General features: G+C 70.0%; 18 protein-coding genes and 1 tRNA gene. 12 read left to right on the forward strand and 7 right to left on the reverse strand.

What is annotated here, in order from left to right; genetic code table 11:
* The 3 genes from IBL25_RS08905 to IBL25_RS08915 form a co-directional block, all read left to right on the forward strand.
* The coding region (locus IBL25_RS08905) for a UDP-N-acetylglucosamine 4,6-dehydratase family protein (RefSeq protein ID WP_238940300.1) at nt 1-1,206 on the forward strand (1,206 nt) is incomplete at its 5' end.
* A 4-nt stretch (nt 1,207-1,210) separates the two neighbouring features.
* Entirely contained in the window at nt 1,211-2,587 is a 1,377-nt protein-coding gene (locus IBL25_RS08910) for a nucleotide sugar dehydrogenase (RefSeq protein WP_187778201.1), read from the forward strand.
* 50 nt (nt 2,588-2,637) lie between these two features.
* Entirely contained in the window at nt 2,638-3,798 is a 1,161-nt protein-coding gene (locus IBL25_RS08915) for a DegT/DnrJ/EryC1/StrS family aminotransferase (RefSeq protein ID WP_187778202.1), read from the forward strand.
* 282 nt (nt 3,799-4,080) lie between these two features.
* Here IBL25_RS08915 and IBL25_RS08920 read toward each other — a convergent pair whose 3' ends face one another.
* The gene (locus IBL25_RS08920; RefSeq protein WP_187778203.1) at nt 4,081-4,260 is read right to left on the reverse strand and encodes a hypothetical protein; all 180 of its coding nucleotides are present in this window, start codon (nt 4,258-4,260) and stop codon (nt 4,081-4,083) included.
* Nucleotides 4,257-4,493, reverse strand: coding sequence for a hypothetical protein (locus IBL25_RS08925; protein ID WP_187778204.1), 237 nt, complete (start codon nt 4,491-4,493; stop codon nt 4,257-4,259). The genes IBL25_RS08920 and IBL25_RS08925 overlap by 4 nt, the downstream gene beginning before the upstream one ends.
* A 279-nt stretch (nt 4,494-4,772) precedes the next feature.
* Between IBL25_RS08925 and hrcA the strand changes: the two genes are divergently transcribed.
* Nucleotides 4,773-5,804, forward strand: coding sequence for a heat-inducible transcriptional repressor HrcA (gene hrcA, locus IBL25_RS08930; protein ID WP_187778235.1), 1,032 nt, complete (start codon nt 4,773-4,775; stop codon nt 5,802-5,804).
* A gap of 17 nt (nt 5,805-5,821) precedes the next feature.
* Nucleotides 5,822-6,454, forward strand: a complete 633-nt coding sequence (locus IBL25_RS08935; RefSeq protein ID WP_187778205.1) for a glutathione S-transferase family protein — start codon at nt 5,822-5,824, stop codon at nt 6,452-6,454.
* A 19-nt stretch (nt 6,455-6,473) separates the two neighbouring features.
* On the opposite strand, the gene IBL25_RS08940 is transcribed toward IBL25_RS08935, so the two are convergent.
* From IBL25_RS08940 to IBL25_RS08950, 3 genes are all read right to left on the reverse strand, one after another.
* Nucleotides 6,474-8,003: a hypothetical protein gene (locus IBL25_RS08940; RefSeq protein ID WP_187778206.1), complete on the reverse strand. Its 1,530-nt coding sequence runs from the start codon at nt 8,001-8,003 to the stop codon at nt 6,474-6,476.
* A gap of 129 nt (nt 8,004-8,132) precedes the next feature.
* The gene (locus tag IBL25_RS08945; RefSeq protein ID WP_187778207.1) at nt 8,133-9,197 is read right to left on the reverse strand and encodes an Ldh family oxidoreductase; all 1,065 of its coding nucleotides are present in this window, start codon (nt 9,195-9,197) and stop codon (nt 8,133-8,135) included.
* Nucleotides 9,194-10,165: a Bug family tripartite tricarboxylate transporter substrate binding protein gene (locus IBL25_RS08950; RefSeq protein WP_187778208.1), complete on the reverse strand. Its 972-nt coding sequence runs from the start codon at nt 10,163-10,165 to the stop codon at nt 9,194-9,196. The genes IBL25_RS08945 and IBL25_RS08950 overlap by 4 nt, the downstream gene beginning before the upstream one ends.
* 116 nt (nt 10,166-10,281) lie before the next feature.
* On the opposite strand from IBL25_RS08950, the gene IBL25_RS08955 reads away from it, so the two are divergent.
* The 4 genes from IBL25_RS08955 (at nt 10,282) to IBL25_RS08970 (ending at nt 14,285) form a co-directional block, all read left to right on the forward strand.
* A complete protein-coding gene (locus IBL25_RS08955) occupies nt 10,282-11,214 on the forward strand; it encodes a LysR family transcriptional regulator (protein ID WP_187778209.1) in 933 nt (310 codons plus the stop codon).
* Between the two features lie 216 nt (nt 11,215-11,430).
* Nucleotides 11,431-12,408, forward strand: a complete 978-nt coding sequence (locus IBL25_RS08960) for a CobW family GTP-binding protein (RefSeq protein WP_187778210.1) — start codon at nt 11,431-11,433, stop codon at nt 12,406-12,408.
* Entirely contained in the window at nt 12,405-13,445 is a 1,041-nt protein-coding gene (locus IBL25_RS08965) for a WD40 repeat domain-containing protein (protein ID WP_187778211.1), read from the forward strand. Before IBL25_RS08960 ends, IBL25_RS08965 begins: the two co-directional genes overlap by 4 nt.
* Nucleotides 13,446-13,454: 9 nt before the next feature.
* Entirely contained in the window at nt 13,455-14,285 is an 831-nt protein-coding gene (locus IBL25_RS08970) for an aldo/keto reductase (protein WP_187778212.1), read from the forward strand.
* A gap of 251 nt (nt 14,286-14,536) precedes the next feature.
* Here IBL25_RS08970 and IBL25_RS08975 read toward each other — a convergent pair whose 3' ends face one another.
* Both IBL25_RS08975 and IBL25_RS08980 read right to left on the reverse strand, forming a co-directional pair.
* Nucleotides 14,537-16,312, reverse strand: a complete 1,776-nt coding sequence (locus IBL25_RS08975) for an adenine deaminase (protein ID WP_187778213.1) — start codon at nt 16,310-16,312, stop codon at nt 14,537-14,539.
* Between the two features lie 67 nt (nt 16,313-16,379).
* Nucleotides 16,380-16,455: transfer RNA gene (locus IBL25_RS08980), tRNA-Ala, on the reverse strand.
* A gap of 184 nt (nt 16,456-16,639) precedes the next feature.
* On the opposite strand from IBL25_RS08980, the gene IBL25_RS08985 reads away from it, so the two are divergent.
* From IBL25_RS08985 to pnp, 3 genes are all read left to right on the forward strand, one after another.
* On the forward strand, nt 16,640-17,401 hold the full coding sequence (locus tag IBL25_RS08985; RefSeq protein ID WP_187778214.1) for a CoA transferase subunit A: 762 nt from the start codon (nt 16,640-16,642) through the stop codon (nt 17,399-17,401).
* A 14-nt stretch (nt 17,402-17,415) separates the two neighbouring features.
* Nucleotides 17,416-18,066 carry a CoA transferase subunit B gene (locus IBL25_RS08990; RefSeq protein ID WP_187778215.1) on the forward strand — a complete coding sequence of 217 codons (651 nt, stop codon included), beginning with the start codon at nt 17,416-17,418 and terminating at the stop codon, nt 18,064-18,066.
* Between the two features lie 637 nt (nt 18,067-18,703).
* Nucleotides 18,704-20,911, forward strand: coding sequence for a polyribonucleotide nucleotidyltransferase (gene pnp, locus IBL25_RS08995; protein ID WP_187778216.1), 2,208 nt, complete (start codon nt 18,704-18,706; stop codon nt 20,909-20,911).
* Nucleotides 20,912-21,139: the final 228 nt, after the last annotated feature.

The raw sequence follows: 21,139 nt of genomic DNA on the forward strand, positions 1-21,139 counted from the left end.
CGCCTGACGCGGCTCGACCCCGCCACGCGCCAGACCGCCAGTACCGGCAACCGCCGCTTCGACCTGCGCCCGGTGGCCATCGAGGAGCTGCTGGACCGCCCGCAGGTGCCGCTGGACCGCGAGGGCATGGCCCGGCTGGTGCAGGGCCGGCGCGTGCTGGTCACCGGTGCCGGCGGCACCATCGGGGGCGAGCTGGCGCGGCAGGTGGCGGCGCTGGGCCCCTCGCAACTGACGCTGCTGGACCATGGCGAATTCGCCCTCTACGGCATCGACCTCGAACTGACGGAGCTGCACCCCAACGTGCCGCGCCGCGCCGTGCTGGCCGATGTGCGCGATGCCGAGCGCATCGCGCGCCTGATGGAGGAGGTACGGCCCGAGCTGGTCTTCCATGCCGCCGCGCTGAAGCATGTGCCGATGGTGGAGAACGACCCGCTGGAGGGCCTGCTGACCAATGCGCTGGGCACCCGCGTCATCGCGGACGCCGCCCGCGCCGTGGGCTGCCGCGCCATGGTCTTCATCAGCACCGACAAGGCGGTGAACCCGACCAGCGTGATGGGTGCGTCGAAGCGATTGGCGGAAATGTACTGCCAGGCGCTGGATGTGGAGGCGCGGCACGGGCCCAAGGGCAACCAGTCCGCCATGCGCTGCGTCACCGTGCGCTTCGGCAATGTGCTGGGCTCCACCGGCTCGGTGGTGCCGCTGTTCCGCCGGCAGCTCGAGCGCGGCGGGCCGCTGACCGTGACCCACCCGGATATGCGCCGCTACTTCATGACGGTGCGCGAGGCCGTGGGGCTGGTGCTGCAGGCCAGCGTGGTCGGCGCCGAGGATCGGGCGGACCAGCCGCCCGAACTGGCCGATGGCGGCATCTTCGTGCTCGACATGGGCAAGCCGGTGAAGATCGTGGACATGGCGCGGCGGATGATCCGCCTGGCCGGCCTGCGGCCAGACGAAGATGTGGAGATCCGCTTCACCGGCCTCCGCCCTGGCGAGAAGCTCTTCGAGGAGCTCTTCCACGGGCAGGAGCCGCCGCGCCCCACCCAGTTCCCCGGCCTGCTGGTGGCGACGCCGCGCACCGCCGACGCGGCGCAGATGGGCGCGGCCATCGACCAGATCGCGGCCTATGCCCGCGACGGCAACCGGGAGGCGGCGCTGGCGCAGCTCGCCCGGCTGGTGCCGGAATTCGACCACAACACCGAAGGCGGATAGCCGAATGGACACAGCCCGGGCGCTGGCCGCGCGCATTCACACCAGGGAAGCGCGCATCGGCGTGGTCGGGCTGGGCTATGCCGGGCTGCCGCTGGCGCTGCGCTTCGCCGAATGCGGCTTTCCCGTCTCGGGCTTTGATATCGACGCGGCCAAGGTGGAGGCCATCAATGCCGGGCGCAGCCCGGTGCATGGCATCGTCGATGGCCGCGTGGCGGCGGCTCGCGTGGCGGCGCATGGAGATTTCGCCGCAGCGCGGGACTGCGACGCCATCCTGATCTGCGTCCCTACCCCCGTCGGCCCGCACAAGGAGCCGATCCTGGAGCCGGTGGCGCAGACGCTGGCTTCCCTCGCGCCACACCTGCGGCAGGGGCAGGCCATTGTGCTGGAAAGCACCACCTATCCCGGCACCACCGAGGACTTTGTTCTCCCCGCCCTGGCGGCGGCGGGCCTGCGCGTCGGCCTGGATGCCTTCGCCTGCTACAGCCCGGAGCGTGAGGACCCCGGCAACCCGGACGGCACCTTCGGCCGCGTGCCCAAGCTGGTGGCAGGCGCCACCCCGGCCTGCCTGGAAGTGGCGATGGCGCTCTATGGCGCCGCCACGCCGCATCTGGTGCCCATGACCTCGCTGGCGGCGGCGGAACTGACCAAGCTTTACGAGAATGTCTTCCGCGCCGTGAATATCGGCCTGGTGAACGAGCTGAAGCGCATCAGCCACGCCCTGCATCTCGACGTGCATGAGGTGATCGACGCGGCGCAGACAAAGCCCTTCGGCTTCATGCCCTTCCGCCCCGGCCCTGGACTCGGTGGCCACTGCATTCCCGTCGATCCCTATTACCTCGCCTGGAAGGCGCGGGAACTGGGCGTGCCGTCGGACTTCGTGGAACTGGCCGGGCGGGTGAATGACGCCATGCCGCATTACGTGGTGGACCGGCTGCGCGACGCGCTGGAAGCCCGCGGCCGCACGCTGCGCGGCGCCCGCGTGCTGCTGCTGGGCCTGGCCTACAAGCCCGGCGTGCCCGACACGCGGGAAAGCCCGGCGGTGGAGATCTTCCGCCTGCTGGAGGAGCGGCGGGCCGTGCTCGGCTACCACGACCCGCTGGTGCCGCGCTTCCCCGTCACCCGCCGCCTGGGTGGCGAGGCGCCGGACCTGGAAAGCCAGGAGCTGACCCCGGAACTGCTGGCGGCGCAGGATGCCGTGCTGGTGGTGACGCCGCAGCCCGGCATCGACTTCGCCCTGGTGCGCGCCCATGCGCCCCTGGTGGTGGATACGCGCGGCGTCTACCGCGACGCGGCGGTCAGGCTGGAGCCGTTGCAAGTTGAAACCGCTGGTGATTTCCCAATCACCCCCGGCTCGGCCTATCACCGCGTCATCCAGGCCTGAGCCCCTCGCGGTTCCGGCCCGACATCGCGTTTGCCGGAGCGATCCGAACCATGACCACCGAGACCACCGCGCGCCCGATCTCCCTCTTTGACATGAAGGCGCAGCAGGCGCTGATCCGCGCGGAGATGAACACCCGGATCGCCAAGGTGCTGGATAGCGGCGCCTTCGTGAACGGCCCCGAGGTGCGGGAGGTCGAGGAAAAGCTGGCCGCCTTCGCCGGCGCCCAGCATGCCGTCGGCGTTTCCTCCGGCACCGATGCGCTGCAGATCGCCATGATGGCCGAGAAGATCGGCCCGGGCGATGCCGTCTTCCTGCCTGCCTTCACCTATACCGCCACCGCCGAGGTGCCGCTGGTGCTGGGCGCCACGCCCGTCTTCGTGGATGTGGCGGAAGATGGCTTCAACATCGACATCGCCGACCTCAAGCGCCGCATCGCGCTGGTGAAGGAGCAGGGCAAGCTGCGCCCCCGCGCCGTGGTGGGCGTGGACCTCTACGGCCTGCCCGCCGACTGGCCCGCGATCCTGGAGATCTGCCGCGCCGAGGGCATGTTCGCCCTCGATGACGCCGCCCAGGCCTTCGGCGGCGCGCTGGAGGGCAAGCGCCTCGGCGCCTGGGCCGATGCCACGGCGCTCAGCTTCTACCCGACCAAGACGCTGGGCTGCTACGGCGACGGCGGCGCCATCCTGACCAACGACGCCGACCGCGCGGAGCTGTATCGCTCGCTGCGCACCCATGGCGAGGGCAAGACCCGCTACGAGGTGGAGCGCACCGGCATGAACGGCCGCCTGGACACCCTCCAGGCCGCCATCCTGCTCTGCAAGATGCCGCTGCTGGAGCAGGAACTGGCCTCCCGCACCCGCATCGCCGGCTGGTACGCGGAACGCCTGGCCAACCATGTGGTGGTGCCGCGCGAGCGCCCTGGCGCCCAGTCCGCCTGGGGCCTCTACACCGTCATCCTGCCCAATGCCGCGACGCGCGAGCGCGTGATGGCGGCGATGAAGCAGCGCGGCGTGCCCAGCGCCATCTATTACCCCAAGCCGCTGCACCATCAGCCGGCCTATGCCGCCGCCCATGCCGCCGGCCTGCCGAACGGACCGGTGCTGAGCACCAGCGAAAGCCTCTGCGAGCGCGTGCTGTCGCTGCCGATGCATCCCTACCTGGATGAAGGGCAGGTCGCGGCCGTGACGGATGCGCTGATCGCCGGGCTCTGAGGGCAGGCCAGGGGCGCTGCCCCTGGACCCCGCTGGGGTGACAGTGTCACCCCAGACCCCGCCATCTGTTTTGTTCCGGTGGCACGGTGGTTCCGCCGGAGGTCCATGACCTCTGGCGACTGCGGCTTCAATCGGCGTGGCTTTTTTTCGACGCAGGCGGCTGGCGCCATGCCGCGTCCTTTAGGCCCAATCTCAAGCTGGCAGCGGGGTCCGGGGTGGACTTTCCACCCCGGCGGGAGTGTCCAGAGAGGGCGGAGCCCTCTGTGGCCCCGGCAGCCTCCTTCACTCCCCGATCAGCAGCAGCCCACCCCAGGACAGGCCGAAGACCAGCATGGCCACGGCGGCGGTGGCCAGCCCAGGGGCGCGGGCGGCGCGGTCCAGCATCAGCCCCACCACGCCGGCCAGCAGCGAGAAGAGCAGGACCGCGGCGACCAGCCCATTCAGGGCTGGCAGGCTCATCATGATGCCTCGCGCCGGCGCCGGCGGCGGATGGCGGCGCGTTCCGGCGCCGAGAGCGGGGCGTAGAGCGCCCGGGCATTGCGCAGCCAGGCGGTGCGGCTGCCGGGGGCGCCGCTTTCATAGCGGGGCGCTTCCGGCGGTTGCGCCGCGCTGGCTTCCCGGCCGGCGGGCGGGAAGGCGGCCAACCAGCCCATGAGGGCCAGGGGCCAGAGGCGGTTGGGCGGGGTATCCGTCATGCGACCTCATCTCCGTCCAATGGGAAAGGCCAAGCTCGCGGCCTTCTTGACCATATCTTTGCAACCCTATCATGGCGACGATGTGACAAGGTGTTGCAGCCTGTGCCTCATAAACTGCACGAAGCGGTGAAAGCCGGCCGCGCCTGTGCTTGACGCAGCGCAACCCGATGCCTAGCGTTTTCCTTTGTTCACAAGGGGTTTCACAGGTTGGGCCCGCCACCATTCTCCCGCGCCGGCTATTCCCGAGGCACGCTGCCGCGTGACCTGGGCGGCACCGCGATGCTGCCCGGGCTGGACAGCCGTGGCGCCGCCATCCTGCGGCAGGTGGTGGAACTCTATGTGGAGACCGGGGAGCCCGTGGGCTCCCGCACCCTCTCCCGCAGGCTGCCGCAGGCGCTTTCTCCCGCCACCATCCGCAATGCCATGGCGGACCTTGAGGAAGCCGGGCTGCTCTACGCGCCGCATACCTCGGCCGGGCGGCTGCCGACCGAGCAGGGGCTGCGGCTCTTCGTGGACGGGCTGCTGGAATTCGGCGACCTGACGGAAACCGAGCGCGAGGCCATCGCCATGCGCTGCGCCGCCTCGGGCCGGTCCTATGAGGAGACGCTGTCGGAAGCGGGGCAGATGCTCTCCGGCCTGGCCGGGGCCGCCGGGCTGGTGGTGGCGCCCAAGACCGAGGCGCCGATCAAGCATATCGAATTCGTGGCGCTTTCCCCCGGGCGGGCGCTGGTGGTGCTGGTCAATGCCCATGGGCAGGTGGAGAACCGCGTCATCGAGGTGCCGGCGGGCCTGCCGCCTTCCGCCTTCACCCAGGCCTCCAACTTCCTCAATGCCCGCCTGTCCGGCCGCACGCTGGAAGAAACCCGCTCGCTGGTGGAACAGGAGATCGAGGCCAACCGCACCGCGCTGGACGCGCTGAGCCAGCAGGTCATCCAGGCCGGGCTGGCCACCTGGTCCGGCGGTGGCGGCGGCTCGCTGATCCTGCGCGGCCAGGCCAAGCTGCTGGAGAACCTGGACCAGCTCGCCCGCGTGCAGGAGATCCAGGCGCTGTTCGAGCGGCTGGAAGCGCAGGAGACCATGCTGCGGCTGCTGGAACTCTCCCAGCGCGGGCAGGGGGTGCAGATCTTCATCGGCGCTGAGAGCGGGCTCTTCGACAGCGCCGGGCTCTCCATGGTGGTCGCCCCCTTCCGCAACGGGGAGGAGCGGATCGTCGGTGCCATCGGCGTCATCGGCCCGACGCGCATCAACTACGGCCGGGTGATCCCGGTGGTGGACTATACGGCGCAGGTGATCGGCCGCATTCTCGGCTGAACAACCGAGGATCATCCATGGCCCTGACGATCTATGGCGTGCTGCGCTCGCGCGCCTCGCGCCCCATCTGGCTGGCGAAGGAACTGGGGCTGGAATACCGCCACGTTCCCGTCATCCAGGGCTACCGCCTGCCGGACCCGGCGGCGCCCGATGCGCCGCTGAACACCACCTCCCCCGCCTTCCGCGCCATCAACCCGAACGGGCATGTCCCCTCGGTCGAGGATGACGGGCTGGTGCTGCACGAGAGCATGGCCATCACGCTCCATCTCGCCCGCAAGCATGGCGGCCCGCTGGCGCCGCGCGATGCGACGGAGGAAGCCCTGGCCACCATGTGGAGCTTCTGGGCCGTGACCTCGATCGAGGAACAGGCGCTCTCGACCCGCGCGGGGCCCGAGGCCGTGGCGCGGGAACTGCCCGGGCTGCACCGCTATTTCGCCATCCTGGCCGATGCGCTGCGCGCCGGCGGCGGCTGGCTGGTGGGCGGGCGCTTCACGGTGGCCGACCTGAACGTGGCGGAAGTGGTGCGCTACGCCCAGGGCATGCCGGAACTCTTCGCGGCCCAGCCGGCGGTGCGGGACTGGCTCGCCGCCTGCCAGGCCCGCCCGGCCTTCCAGGCCATGTGGGCGGAGCGGGAGGCGGAGCCGGCCTGAGCCGCCTCCGCCCGCCGCCTCAGGGCACCGGGCGGACGATCACCAGCGAGAAGCTGGCCGCCGCGCCGCCCGAGCCGGTGGCGCGCAGATAGGCCGGGCGCGGCTGCGGCCCGGCCAGCAGGCGGGAGCCGAGGCCGCCATCGGCATCGTCATTCTCCTCCAGCACCTGGCCCTCGGCATCCAGCAGCTCCAGCACCGTGTCGGCGCCGTTCTGCAGGTCGAAGGTCAGGGCCTGCACGGGGCGGCCGTCATGCGGCAGGGCGAAGACCGCCGCCTCCCCGGCTTCCAGCTGCACCGCCACGGCCTCGCCGGGCAGCAGGGTCGGGCGGCGCGCCGCTTCCTCGATGCTGGCGGCGCCGCCGGGGCTGGCCGTGCCGCCCACCGGGCGCAGCACCAGGTCGAAGCTGCCCGGGGCGCCGTTCAGCGAGGCGGCGCGCACAAAGGCAGCCCGCCCGCCCGCGCTGGCCGTGGCGATCCGGGAGGCGAGATCACTGCCGCCGTCGTCATCCTCCTGCAGCACCTCGCCATCCTGGTCCAGCAGCGCCAGCACGGTGTCGGTGCCGCTCGCCAGGTTGCGGGTCTGGATCACCAGCGCCTGGTCCGGTGGCAGGGCGAAGATGGCCTGCTGCCGCCGGCGCAGCGTGATGGAGCGCGTGCCCTCCGCCGGCAGCGGGCCCTGCTGCCGGGCCTGCTCCAGCGTAGTGGGGAAATCGGGCGGCGGGGGCGGCTCCTCCTGCCGCAGCACCAGGTCGAAGCTGCCGGGCGTATTGCCCAGGATGGACGCGCGCAGGAAGAGCTGGCCCGCCGGCGCGCCGTCCAGCGGCAGGGCCGAGGCATTGCCGCCGCCGCCGTCGTCATCCTCGTCCAGCTGCTGGCCATTGGCATCCAGCAGGGTCAGCACCGTGTCGGTCTCGCCCTGCAGCTTCAGCGTCCGGGCCACCAGCCTGCCGCGCTCGGCCGGCAGGGCGTAATAGGCGCTCTGGCCCCGGCGCAGGCGCAGGGTCACTTCCTGCCCCGCCGCCAGCGGCGGCTGGGCGGCGGCCGCCACCAGGCTGATGGGGAAATCCGGCGGCGGGCGGGGCGCGTCGCGCACCAGCACCAGCTCGAAGGTGCCGCCCTGGTCTTCCAGCGTGCCGGCGCGCAGCAGGGTGGCGCCAAGCTCGGGCCCGACCTCGATGCTGGAGGACAGTTCCTCGCTGCCGCCATCGTCGTCCTGGGCCAGGACGCGGGACTGGGCATCCAGCATCTCCAGCACCGTGTCGGTGCTGCGCGCCAGCTTGCGGGTGGAGACGGTGTAGAAGCCGCCCGCTTCCGGCGCGACGCGGAAGAAGGCGGATTGCCGCGGCCGCAGCCGCAGGCAGACCGGCTCATCCGGCAGCAGGGGCGGCACGGTGGCGGCATCCGCCGCCCGCAGCGCGATGGGGCCGGTGCGGCCGCCGGGACAGGCGGCGGATTCGCCGGAAGGGCGCTGTTTCGGCATGCTGGCGCCGGGCGCCGGCTGGGCCAGGGCCGCCCCGGCCGGCAGCGCCAGCCCGAGGGCCAGCGCCATGGCCCATCGCGATACCCCGTGATGCCGCATCCACCTGGCCTGCCTGTTGCGTGCCATGACGTTTCCCCGCTGGATCGGCCTTTCAGCTAGACCTTTGCCAAGACGCCGGCAAGCCGGAAGGGCAGGGTGCTAGTCCAGCACCGCCGCATCCACCCCCAGCCGCCCTGCCCAGTCCCGCAGATTCCGCGCGACCTTCTCCGGCACCTCCAGCCCTTGTCGCTCCGCCTGCGCGATCAGGCGGCTGGCCTGCTCGCCCGGCAGGCGCACCGGGCGCTCCGGATCGACCGGGGCATTGGCGTGGCAGGCTTCCGCCAGGAAATCCATCTGCGCCACGAAGGCCTCGCGCCCGGCGAAGGCCTCGGGGTCCACCAGTTGCAGGTAGACGCTGGCGCCCCAGCGGCCCGGCGCATCGCGGCGGCCATGGCCCGCGAGGCCCTGGGTCAGCGCCTCCACCATGAGGGCGAGGCCAAAGCCCTTGTGGCCGGCTTCCTCGCCGCCCAGCAGCATCAGGCTGCCGCCGCCATGCTCCATGGCCCTGGGGTCGCGGGTGGGGCGGCCGGCGGCATCCAGCAGCCAGGGATGCTCGAACTGCTCCCCGGCGGCGGCCTTCTGCCGCGTCATGGAGACGGTGGTGATGGAGGCGGAGATATCCACCAGCACCGGCGCCGCCCCGGTGGGAAAGCCCACCGCGAAGGGATTGGGGCTGAACAGCGCCTCCCTCCCCCCGAAGGGCGCCACGATCTTGCTGTGCGGGCCGGAGGAAGCCAGCATCACGAACAGCCCCCGGTCCGTCGCCTGCTTCGCCAGGGCGGCGAGGCAGCCGATATGGTGGCTGCGGCGCATCGCCAGCGTGAAGGTGCCGTGTTCCCGCAGCCGCCCGAAGCCCAGCGCCATGGCCTGTTCCACCAGCCAGAGGCCGGGGCGGTAGCCGCCGTCCCAGACCACGGTGGAGCCGGTGTCGCGCAGCACCTCCGGCTGGCCGCTGGTGGCCATGCCGCCCTGGGCCACTTCCTCCAGGTAGTTGCCGCATTGCGCCAGGCCGTGCGTGCGGCGGCCCATCATGTCCGTCAGCACCAGGATGCGGCCGATGCTTTCGGCCTTCTCCCGCTCCATCCCGGCGGCCTCGAACAAGGCCGCCGCGAAGCCGGAGAGCGCGGCGGGGGTCCGGCGCAGGGCCACGGGTGCCGTGCTCATTCGGGCTTGATGTTGTGCTTGCCGACTACTCCGCCGAATTCGGTGGTGCTGCTGGCCAGCCAGGCGCGGAAGGCTTCCGGCCCCTCGGTGCGCGGCTCGCCGCCCAGTTCGGCCAGCTTGGCGGCGATGGCGGGCTGGGCCACCGCCTCGCGCAGCGCCACCTCCAGCCGCTGCACCAGCGGGCGGGGGGTATTGCCCTGCACCATCAGCCCCTGCCAGGTGCCGGCATCGGACATCGGCCAGCCGACCTCGCGGAAGGTGGGCACATCCGGCAGCGCCGCCAGGCGCTTCGGGCCGGAAACCGCGATGCCACGCATCTGGCCGCCGGTGACATAGCTCTGCGTGGCGGTGGCGCCGTTGATGATCATGTCGGCCTCGCCCGAGGCCACCGCCAGCAGCGCCGGCGCGCCGCCGCGATAGGGTACATGCGTGATCTCCCCGCCCAGGGCGGAGCCGACCTCGACCGAGGTGAGATGCGTCAGGCTGCCGACACCGGCATTGGCGATATTGAGGCCCCTGGACTTGGCGTAGCCGGCCAGTTCCGCCGCATTCTTCGCCGGCAGGGCGTTCTTCGTCGCGGCCAGATAGGGCGCGTAGATGATCATGGAGACCGGCGCGAGATCCTTCTGCACATCGAAGGGCATGCGCGGGAACAGCGCCGGGTTGATGGCCAGCGTGGAGACATCCATCAGCAGCAGCGTATGGCCGTCCGGCGCGGACTTGGCCACGAAATCGGCGCCGATATTGCCGGCGGCGCCCGTGCGGTTCTCCACCACCACGGATTGGCCGACCGCCTTGGTCAGCTCCGGCCCCAGCAGGCGGGCCAGGATGTCGCTGGTGCCGCCCGGCGCATTGGGCACGATCAGGCGCAGCGGGTGGTCGAAGCCCTGCGCCCGAAGCGCGGGGGCGGCCAGCGGCGACAGGGCCGTGGCGGCGAGCGTGGCACGCAGCAGGCTACGGCGATCCATGGTTCGTTCTCCCGTGCGGGCCCGGTTGCGGCGGGCCTTCTGCTTTCCGCTCTAGGCGGTCGTACCGATACCGGTCCAAGCTGTTCTCGGCATCGGCCGATACGGAATCTGGATCAATGTTTGCCTTCACCCAGCTTCGCTGCTTCGTGGCCGTGGCGGAGGAACTGCATTTCCACCGCGCCGCCGCCCGGCTGAACATGACCCAGCCGCCGCTGAGCCGGCAGATCCAGTTGCTGGAACACACGCTGGGCGTGGCGCTGCTGCTGCGCGGCAACCGCGCCGTGCGGCTGACCCCGGCGGGCGAGGCCTTCCTGCGCGATGCCCGCCGCATGCTGCGGCTGGCCGAGCGCGCCACGCTGCATGCCCGCCGCATCGCCCAGGGGCAGAGCGGGCGGATCACCATCGGCTTCACCGCCGCCTCCGGCTACGGCGTGCTGCCGCGGCTGGTGGGGCTGATCCGCGCCCGGCTGCCGGAGGTGGAACTGGAACTGCGGGAGATGGTCTCGCTGGAGCAGCTTGAGGCACTCCAGGCCGGGCGGATCGACCTGGCGCTGCTGCGCCCCATGGCCCGCCGCCCCGGCATCCGCACCGCCCGGCTGCAGCGGGAGCCGCTGCTGCTGGCCCTGCCGCAAGCCCACCCGCTGCTGGCGCAGGAAGGCTGGGGCATCGCCGAACTGGCGGAGGAACCGCTGATCACCTACCCCCCGGCGGAAGGCCGCTATTTGCACGATCTGGTGATGGGCCTGTTCCAGATCTCCGGCGCGGCGCCGGCGCGGGTGCAGTTCATCAGCCAGACGCATTCCATCCTGGCCCTGGTCGGCGCGGGCCTCGGCATCGCCGTGGTGCCGGAAGCCGCCGGGCTGCTGCGGCCGGACGGCGTGCTGCTGCGCCCCCTGCCGGGGCCGGTGGCGCCGGCGGCGGAACTGGTGCTGGCCTGGCGGGAAGATGGGGAAAACCCTGCCGCGCCCGCCGTGCTGGCCATGCTGCGGCGGGAATGGGCGGTGCTGTGCCAGGGGTTGCCGGGGGCGGGGGAAAGGCCGGGGGAATGAATTCCCCCGGGCCCCTTCTTCTTTTTTCGAGTTTGGGGTGCGGCCGCAGGCCCACCCGTGAACCTGTGGAAAAAAGATGGGGGTCTGGGGGAATTCATTCCCCCGGCCTTCTCCGCCCCGGGAATAGCAGACCCGTGCCCCCGTGACCTGCGGGGGGAAGCGTATCATATAACAGCCCGAACAAAGGCCCCACCCTTGGGAGGGAGACTGACCCCCATGAGCGATACCGCCGACACCACCGTCCCCGTCACCGTGCTGACCGGCTATCTCGGCGCCGGCAAGACCACGCTGCTGAACCGCATCCTCTCCGAGGAGCATGGCAAGAAATACGCCGTGGTCATCAACGAGTTCGGTGAGCTCGGCGTGGACAACGACCTCGTCATCGATGCCGACGAGGAAGTCTTCGAGATGAACAACGGCTGCATCTGCTGCACCGTGCGCGGCGACCTCGTGCGCATCCTGGGCAACCTGATGAAGCGTCGCCAGAAGTTCGACGGCATCATCGTCGAGACCACCGGCCTGGCCGACCCGGCGCCCGTGGCCCAGACCTTCTACATGGACGAGGACGTCAAGCGCGCCACGCATCTCGACGCCATCGTCACGCTGGTGGATGCCAAGAACCTCGCCGCCCGGCTGGAGGACAGCAAGGAGGCGGCCAGCCAGATCGCCTTCGCCGACATCGTGGTCCTGAACAAGATGGACCTGGTGACGGAGGAGGAGGCCGCCGAGGTCGAGCGCCGCATCCGCGCCATCAACCCCTATGCCGAGATCCGCCGCGCCACCAAGTCCGAGGTGCCGATCGAGGCCGTGATGGGCCGCGAGGCCTTCAAGCTGGACCGCATCCTGGAGCGCGAGCCCGAGTTCCTGTCCGGCGAGGACAACCATTCCCACAACGAGGACATCATGAGCCTGTCCTTCGAGGTGTCGGAGCCGCTGGACGAGAACAAGTTCAATGCCTGGATCGGCGAGCTGCTGCAAAGCAAGGGCCAGGACCTGCTGCGCACCAAGGGCGTGCTGGCCTTCAAGGACGAGGACCGCCGCTTCGCCTTCCAGGCCGTGCACATGATCGCGGATGGCGACTACATCGGCCCCTGGCCCGAGGGCTCCGCCCGCAAGAGCAAGATCGTCTTCATCGGCCGTGACCTGAACCGCCCGCGCCTGCGCCGCGGCTTCGAGGGCTGTGTGGCGGCATGAGCGAGACCGTCTCCGACGCCGATTTCCTGCTGACCTCGCGCGGCAAGGGCGACGAGCTCGGCGCCTGGGTGATCGGCGCCGCCTTTTCCCGCGACGGCAAGGCGGCCGCCTTCGCCCTGGGCGACGGCACCATGCGCATCGCCTCCACCACCGACATCACGGGTGAGTGGAACAAGGTTGAGGTGCATGACGGCGCCTGCCTTTCCATGGTCCCGGATGTGTCCAGCGGCTTCCTGTCCGGCGGCGATGACGGGCTGGTGGCCCGCGTAGCCAATGACGGCAAGGTGGACGAGTTCGCCAAGCTCGGCACCATGAAGTGGGTGGACAACGTGGCGGCGCACCCGGACGGGCTGCGCGCCGCCTCAGTCGGCAAGGTGGTGCATCTGTTTGGCAAGGACGGAACGCTGTTCCGCAAGCTGGAGCACCCGTCCTCCGTCGGCGGCATCGCCTTCGATGCCAAGGGCAAGCGGGTGGCCGTGGCGCATTACAACGGCGCCAGCCTCTGGTTCGCCAACAGCAAGGATGGCTCCGCCAAGGTTCTGCCTTGGAAGGGCAGCCACCAGGGCGTCTGGTTCAGCCCCGACGGTACCCATGTGGTCACCACCATGCAGGAGAATGCCCTGCACGGCTGGCGGCTGGCGGATGCGCAGGACATGCGGATGTCCGGCTATGCCACCAAGATCAAGTCGGTCTCCTTCACCGGCAAGGGGCGCTGGCTGGCCACGGCGGGGGCCGATTGCATCGTGCTCTGGCCCTTCTTCGCCGGCGGGCCCATGGGCAAGCCGCCGGTGGAACTGGCGGGCGGCGACGGCGTGCTCTGCACCCAGGTCGCCTGCCACCCGCAGCATGAGGTGGTGGCGGCCGGCTTCGATGACGGGCTGGTGCTGATGGCCGAGATCGGCTCCGGCAAGGTGGTGCCGGTGGCGGCGCCGGGCCGTGGCGCAATCTCGGCCTTGGCATGGAACCCGGCAGGGACTCAGATCGCTTTCGGCACCGAGTCCGGATTCGCCGGGCTGGTCGATCTGTCCAAGAGGTAACGCCCCCGCATGAGCATCCCCGTCGAGACCACCCCCCGCCTCGCCATCCCCAAGCTCGGCCTGGGCACCTTCAAGCTGACCGGCTCCGAAGGGCAGAAGGCGATCGAGCGCGCCATCGGCCTCGGCTACCGGCACCTGGACACGGCCGCGCGCTACGAGAACGAGGTGGAGGTCGGTGCCGCCATCAAGGCCGGCGGCGTGCCGCGCGGGGATCTCTTTGTCACCAGCAAGGTCTGGTGGGACAACCTGGAGCCGGAGCCGCTGCACCGCTCCCTGGAAGGCTCGCTGAACCGCCTGGGCACGGATTACCTGGACCTCTTCCTGATCCATTGGCCGAAGCCCGCCATGGACCTGGAAGGCGCCGTGAAGGTGCTGAAGGCGGCGCAGGCCAGCGGACTGATCCGCGCCTGGGGCGTCGCCAATTTCCCCGTGGCGCTGATGCGCAAGCTGGAGGAAATGGGCGAGACCCCGGCGGCGCTGCAGGTGGAATACCACGTGCTGCTCTCCCAGAAGAAGCTGCTCGACTGGTGCCAGCCGCGCCAGATCGTGCTGGAAGCCTATACGCCGCTGGCCAAGGGCTCCCTGCAGGAAGACCCGGTGCTGAAGGGCATCGGCGCCAAGTACGGTGCCACCGCGACCCAGGTGGCCCTGGCCTGGCTGCTGCGGCAGCAGGGCGTGGTGCCCATCCCCAAGGCCAGCCGCCAGCAGACGCAGCAGGAAAACCTGGACGCCGTGCCCCTGGCCGCCAAGCTGACCGCCGAGGACGTGGCGGCCATCGATGCGCTGCCCAAGGACCAGCGCATGGTGAACCCGGACTTCGCGCCGGCCTGGGATCGCTAAGAGGTTCGGGCCGGGGCCAGAGGGGGCGCCGCCCCCTCTGGACACCCCCGCTGGGGTGACAGGGTCACCCCAGACCCCGCCGTGAGTAAGCGGCTGGTTCCGCCGAGGGTCCAGGACCCTCGGCGACTACGGGTTCAGCCCTTACGGCTTTCTGGTTTTCTTGACGCCGCGCGGTGAAGTGCCACCCAGACTGATGGCGGGGTCCGGGGTGACCCTGTCACCCTGGCGGGGCCTGGGGCAGCGCCCCAGCCTTAGGCTTCCACCAGCGCCGCCGGGATCAATTCTCCCGTCGCCCCATCCGCCACACCCAGGTCCGTGACATGTGGCCCGGCGTTGCAGGCCAGCGATGCGCCCACGATGGCCTTGAAGACCAGATAAGGCGGCTTCCAATCTGCGATCTCGTCGGCGGCCGCCTTCAAAGCACGGAAGGCTTCCGCCACTTCTTCTACCGGCGCATCGGAGACGAGGCCACAGATCGGCAGCGGCAGCAGCGCTGTCACCGCGCCACCCTGCGCCACAGCCATGCCGCCGCCCGCCGCGATCACCGCATTGGCGGCGGCGGCGAGGTCTTCGGGGCCGCGGCCGAAGACGCAGAGGTTGTGGGAATCATGCGCCACCGTGGTGGCCAGGGCACCGCGCCACCGGCTCCAGCCTTGCAGCACGCCCAGCACGGGGGTGGCGGGCGCCAGGCCGTGGCGGTGGATCACGGCCATCAGGATGCCGTCCTCCGGCAACTGGGCGATGCCATCCACCACCGGCACCTCGGCTTGGCCCCATTGCGTGAAGCGCGGGTTCACGGCGGTGCGCAGGGTGGCGCGGGGGCCGGGGGCGCGGATCAGGAAATCCTCCGCCGCCAGGGGCGCCAGCTTCATGGTGTCGCGCAGCGGGCCGGCGGGGTGCTCGGGCGGCAGGGGCGCGCGCAGGCGCCCGGCCTCGGCCACGTGCTGGCCGGAGGCGAAGACATGCGCGACGCCCAGTGTCTCCAGCCCGTCCAGCAGCATCAGGTCGGCACGGCGGCCGGGGGCGATCAGGCCGAGGTCGGGGCGGTTGATGCGCGTCGCGGCATGCAGGGTGGCGGCGCGCAGGGCCTGCATCGGCGGCATGCCGTAGCGCACCAGCCGGCGCAGCAGGTCGATCATGCCGCCCTTCTCCGCGAGGTCGTCGGGGAAAACATCGTCGGTGCAGAGCACCAGGGTCTGCGGCAGGTGGGGCAGGGTGGCCAGGGCCTTCACCGCATCCGGCAGCAGGTAGTCGTGGCTGCCGCGCAATTCCACCGTGAAGCCGGCGCGCAGTTTTTCGAGTAGGTCCTCGGCCGAGACGACCTCGTGGTCCGAGCCGATGCCGGCACTCGCGAAAGCCTGGAGGTCCGGGCCGGTCAGGCTGCGGGCATGGCCGCAGACCAGCTTCTCCGCGTCGAGGCCGGCGCCGACGATGCCGGCCATGCGGGGGCTGCGGTCCAGCACGCCGCGCATGTCCATGACTTCGGCGACACCCGCGACCTCGGGCCAGGAAAGCATTTCCTCGAGTTCGGCCGGGCCGAAATCAGCCCCGGCACGCTCCAGCCCGGGGGCGGAGGGGACGCAGGAAGGCGCCAGCACCAGGGCGCGCAGCGGCAGACCGCGCATCGCCTCCACCGCCCAGCGCACGCCGGGGAGGCCGGAGACATTGCCCAGCTCATGCGGGTCCCAGCAGACGGTGGTGGTGCCGGCGGGCACCACGGCCTCGGCATAGCGGCGCGGCGTCACCATCGAGCTTTCGATGTGCATATGCGCGTCGATCAGCCCAGGGGCGGCGATCAGCCCGGTGGCATCCAGCACCGAGGCCGCGTCTGCGCGCGTGCCGGGGGCATGGACACTGGCCACCAGCGGCCCGACCAGCCCGATATCGGCGGGGCGCAATTCCCCGGTGGCCATGTCGGCCAGGGTGGCGCCGGTGATCAGCACATCGAAGGGCGCCTGGCCGCGGGCGGCGCGCACCGCGCGGTCGCGCAGCGCCCTTTCATGCAGGTCGTGCGGTTCGCGGGTCATGCGGCGGCCTCCGGAGGGCACAAAACAGAACAGGGCGCCCGCTGCCGGGCGCCCTGTTCGGGAAAACTGGTGGAGCCAAGGGGAGTCGAACCCCTGACCTCTTGAATGCCATTCAAGCGCTCTACCAACTGAGCTATGGCCCCGTAGTCTTTGTAGTCGTTCGCCTCTTTCGAAGCGGTGGCGGGGTATAACTTCGCCCCAAGGGCCACGCAAGCCCCCCCGGCAGAAATCTTTCAGCTGTTTTTCATCGCCACCCCGGCGCCCCTTCCCGGCCCCCGCCACCACCTTTAGCGTGGTATCCGACCAAGGAGTGAGGGAGCGAACCCCATGCGGAAAGTCTACCCCGATGCGCGCACGGCGCTCGATGGCCTGCTGCGCGACGGCATGCTGATCCATTCCGGCGGCTTCGGCCTCAGCGGCATTCCCGCCGCGCTGATCGCGGCGATCCGGGATTCGGGCGTGAAGGACCTGACGGTGGTGTCCAACAACGCCGGCATCGACGGCGCCGGCCTCGGCCTGCTGCTGGAGACGCGGCAGATCCGCAAGATGATCTCCTCCTATGTGGGCGAGAACGCGACCTTCGCGAAGCAGTACCTGGCCGGGGAGCTGGAGATCGAGTTCAACCCGCAGGGCACGCTGGCCGAGCGCATCCGCGCCGGCGGCGCCGGCATCCCCGCCTTCTTCACCAAGACCGGCTACGGCACCGCCGTGGCGGAAGGGAAGGAGACCCGCGAGTTCGACGGCCAGCATTACGTGATGGAGCGCGGCATCTTCGCCGACCTCGCCATCATCCATGCCTGGAAGGCCGATACGGAGGGCAACCTCGTCTTCCGCAAGACCGCCCGCAACTTCAACCCGATGATGGCGACGGCCGCCAAGGTGACGGTGGTGCAGGTGGAGGAGCTGGTGGAGCCCGGCCAGATCGACCCCGACCAGATCCACACCCCCGGCATCTACGTGAAGCGCATCGTCAAGCTGCCCGCCAATTACGAGAAGCGGATCGAGCAGCGCACCGTGCGCAAGCGGATCACCGACGCCATCCCGCCCAATGCGAATACCTCGGCCGCCGGCGCCGAGAGCGTGGCTTAAGGGGAGACAGAGACATGGCCTGGACCCGCGACGACATGGCCGCCCGCGCCGCGCGCGAGCTGGAGGACGGCTTCTACGTCAACCTCGGCATCGGCATCCCGACCCTGGTGGCCAACCACATCCCCGACGGCATCTCGGCGCAGCTGCAATCCGAGAACGGCATGCTTGGCATGGGCCCCTTCCCCTATGAGGGGGACGAGGACCCGGACCTGATCAATGCCGGCAAGCAGACCGTCACGGCGCTGCCGACCACCTCCTTCTTCGACAGCGCCACCAGCTTCGCCATGATCCGCGGCGGGCATATCGACATCTCGATCCTGGGCGCCCTGCAGGTGGCCCAGAACGGCGACCTCGCCAACTGGATGATCCCCGGCAAGATGGTGAAGGGCATGGGCGGCGCCATGGACCTCGTCGCCGGGGTGAAGAAGGTGGTGGTGCTGATGGAGCATACCGCCGGCGGCAAGCCCAAGCTGCTGAAGCAGTGCACCCTGCCGCTGACCGGCAAGGCCGTGGTGGACATGGTGGTGACGGAACTGGCCGTCTTCACCATCGACCGCGCCCTGGGGCGGATGACCCTGGTGGAACTGGCGCCGGGCGTCACCGAGGAAGAAGTGCGGCAGAAGACTGAGGCCGATTACGAGACGGCGCTGGCCGTGCAGGCCTGAGGACAGGCCAGGGGCGCTGCCCCTGGACCCCGCTGGGGTGACAGTGTCACCCCAGACCCCGCCGTCTATTTGAGGTGGCGGCACGGTTGTTCCGCCGGAGGTCCATGACCTCCGGTGACTGCGGGTTCAGCCTGCGTGGCCCCGCTTGAATTGACCTGCGGCATAACAGGCGCGGCCCTTCAGCCCTAAGGCTTCTCGCAAAAACTGACAGCGGGGTCCGGGGTGGACTTTCCACCCCGGCGGGGGTGTCCAGAGGGGGCGGCGCCCCCTCTGGCCCCGGCCTCCGCGAGCATTTTGTTTGTATCCAGGCCATCACCGGTCCATAAGGCGCGCGGTCCATCCGCAAATGATGCGGCTGGGCCGGACCCGCGAGCGTGAGCGGGGCCACGGTTGACCAAGCTGTTACGCGACCAACCGGTCGTGGCGGCGTTTCCGGCCACATGGTGCGTTCCGCGGCTACCCCGCGGCCATCCATGCCGCCCGAGACGCCGGCATCCTCCCGACAACAAATTGGGGCGGACCGGACGGCTGGTTTCCGGGGTATCCCGCGTCGCGCGAACAAGAGGGGCCTGCCGGCATCCGGTGGGCCGAACGGCCGGTGGCGCCCTGCGCTGCCGCCGCGACGCAAGGACGTTGCATGTTCGACAATTACTTCCGCAAGGACATCAACTGGGGCGGCAAGACCCTGACGCTGGAGACGGGCAAGATCGCCCGCCAGGCCGATGGCGCCGTGATGGCCCGCCTGGGCGACACCATCGTGCTCTGCACCGTGGTCGGCGCCCGCAGCGTGAAGCCCGGCCAGGACTTCTTCCCGCTGACGGTGAACTACCAGGAAAAGGCCTATGCGGCCGGCAAGATCCCGGGCGGCTTCTTCAAGCGTGAGGGCCGTCCCTCCGAGGCCGAGACCCTGATCTCCCGCCTGATCGACCGCCCCATCCGCCCGCTGTTCCCGGAAGGGTTCCGCAACGAGGTGCAGGTCATCGCCACCGTGCTGTCCCATGACATGGAGAACAGCCCGGACATCGTGGCGCTGGTGGGCTGCTCGGCGGCGCTGACGCTCTCCGGCATTCCCTTCTTCGGCCCGGTGGGCGGCGCGCGCGTCGGCTATATCGACGGCCAGTACGTGCTGAACCCGACGCTGGAGCAGATCAAGCAGTCTGACCTCGACCTCGTCGTCGCCGGCACCGAGGAAGGCGTGCTGATGGTCGAGTCCGAGGCTTCCGAGCTCTCGGAAGAGGTCATGCTGGGCGCGGTGACCTTCGGCCATGCCGGCTTCCAGCCGGTGATCCAGGGCATCATCGAGCTGGCTGAGAAGGCCGCGAAGGAGCCTTGGGACCTGCCGGAAGAATCCGCTGAGACCGCCGCGCTGAAGAAGAAGCTGGCCGACCTGGGCAGCGCTTCCATCGCCGAGGCCTACAAGGAAACCCAGAAGCTGGTCCGCCAGGGCAAGGTGGGCGAGGCCAAGAAGGCGATCCTGGCGCAGCTCAGCGAGGAAGAGGCCGCCGAGGCCAAGGGCCTGCTGAAGGAGCTGGAAGCCACGGTGGTGCGCAACGCCATCCTCGACACCGGCATGCGCATCGATGGCCGCGACACCAAGACCGTGCGGCCGATCCTGGCCGAGGTCGGCGTGCTGCCGCGCGCCCATGGTTCCGCGCTCTTCACCCGTGGCGAGACGCAGGCGCTCTGCGTGGCGACGCTGGGCACCGGCCAGGACGAGCAGATCATCGACCAGCTCGCGGGCGAGTACCGCGAGAACTTCATGCTGCACTACAACTTCCCGCCCTACTCGGTGAACGAGACGGGCCGGATGGGCAGCCCGGGCCGCCGCGAGATCGGCCATGGCAAGCTGGCCTGGCGCGCCATCCGGCCGCTGCTGCCGGAGAAGGAGAAGTTCCCGTACACGATGCGCGTCGTGTCCGAGATCACGGAGTCCAACGGCTCCTCCTCCATGGCCACCGTCTGCGGCACCTCGCTGTCGCTGATGGACGCGGGCGCGCCGCTGAAGCGCCCCTGCGCCGGCATCGCCATGGGCCTGATCAAGGAAGACAAGGGCTTCGCCGTCCTGTCCGACATCCTGGGCGACGAGGATCACCTCGGCGACATGGACTTCAAGGTGGCCGGTTCCGAGCAGGGCATCACCGCGCTGCAGATGGACATCAAGATCACGTCCATCACGCCGGAGATCATGAAGATCGCGCTGGAGCAGGCCAAGCAGGGCCGCCTCCACATCCTGGGCGAGATGGCCAAGGGCCTGACCGGCGCCCGCACGGACGTGGCCTCCAACGCGCCGAAGATCACCGTGATCAATGTCCCCAAGGACAAGATCCGCGAAGTGATCGGCACCGGCGGCAAGGTGATCCGCGACATCGTCGAGACCACCGGCACCAAGATCGACATCGAGGATGACGGCACGATCAAGATCGCGGCCACCTCCCCGGAGGCCACCCAGGCGGCCATCGACCGCATCCGCGGCATCGTGGCCGAGCCTGAGATCGGCGTGATCTACAACGGCACCGTGGTGAAGACCGCCGATTTCGGCGCCTTCGTGAACTTCCTCGGCGCCAAGGACGGCCTCGTCCACATCTCCGAGCTGGCCAATGAGCGCGTCAACAAGACCAATGACGTGGTCAATGTCGGCGACAAGGTGAAGGTCAAGGTGCTGGGCTTCGATGACCGCGGCAAGGTCAAGCTGTCCATGCGCGTGGTCGACCAGGCCAGCGGCGCCGATATCTCCGAGCAGGTCGGCGCCCGCCGCCCGCGCGAGGAAGGCGAGAATGGCGGTGGCGAGCGTGAGCCGCGCGGTGAGCGCCGCGAGCGCCGTGAGCGCCGCCCGCATCGCGACTGAGGCTTGGCCGGCAGGGGGCGGCGGAAAGCTGCCCCCAAGCTGAGGCATGACTGGCGGCGGGGTGGCGACGCCCCGCCGTTTCGCGTGATAGGCCCTGAAAACCGTTGAAACATATGCGGCGCCGGGCCAAATGGCGGGCTCCATGCGGGACGTGCCTGCCTTCGACAGGCACCGTCCAGGCATGGTATGAAATATCAATGTTTTTTAATCACAGGAACGGCGAACGGC

The sequence above is a fragment of the Pseudoroseomonas ludipueritiae genome, assembly GCF_014490445.1.
In the GTDB taxonomy this organism is placed as follows: Bacteria; Pseudomonadota; Alphaproteobacteria; order Acetobacterales; family Acetobacteraceae; genus Pseudoroseomonas; species Pseudoroseomonas ludipueritiae.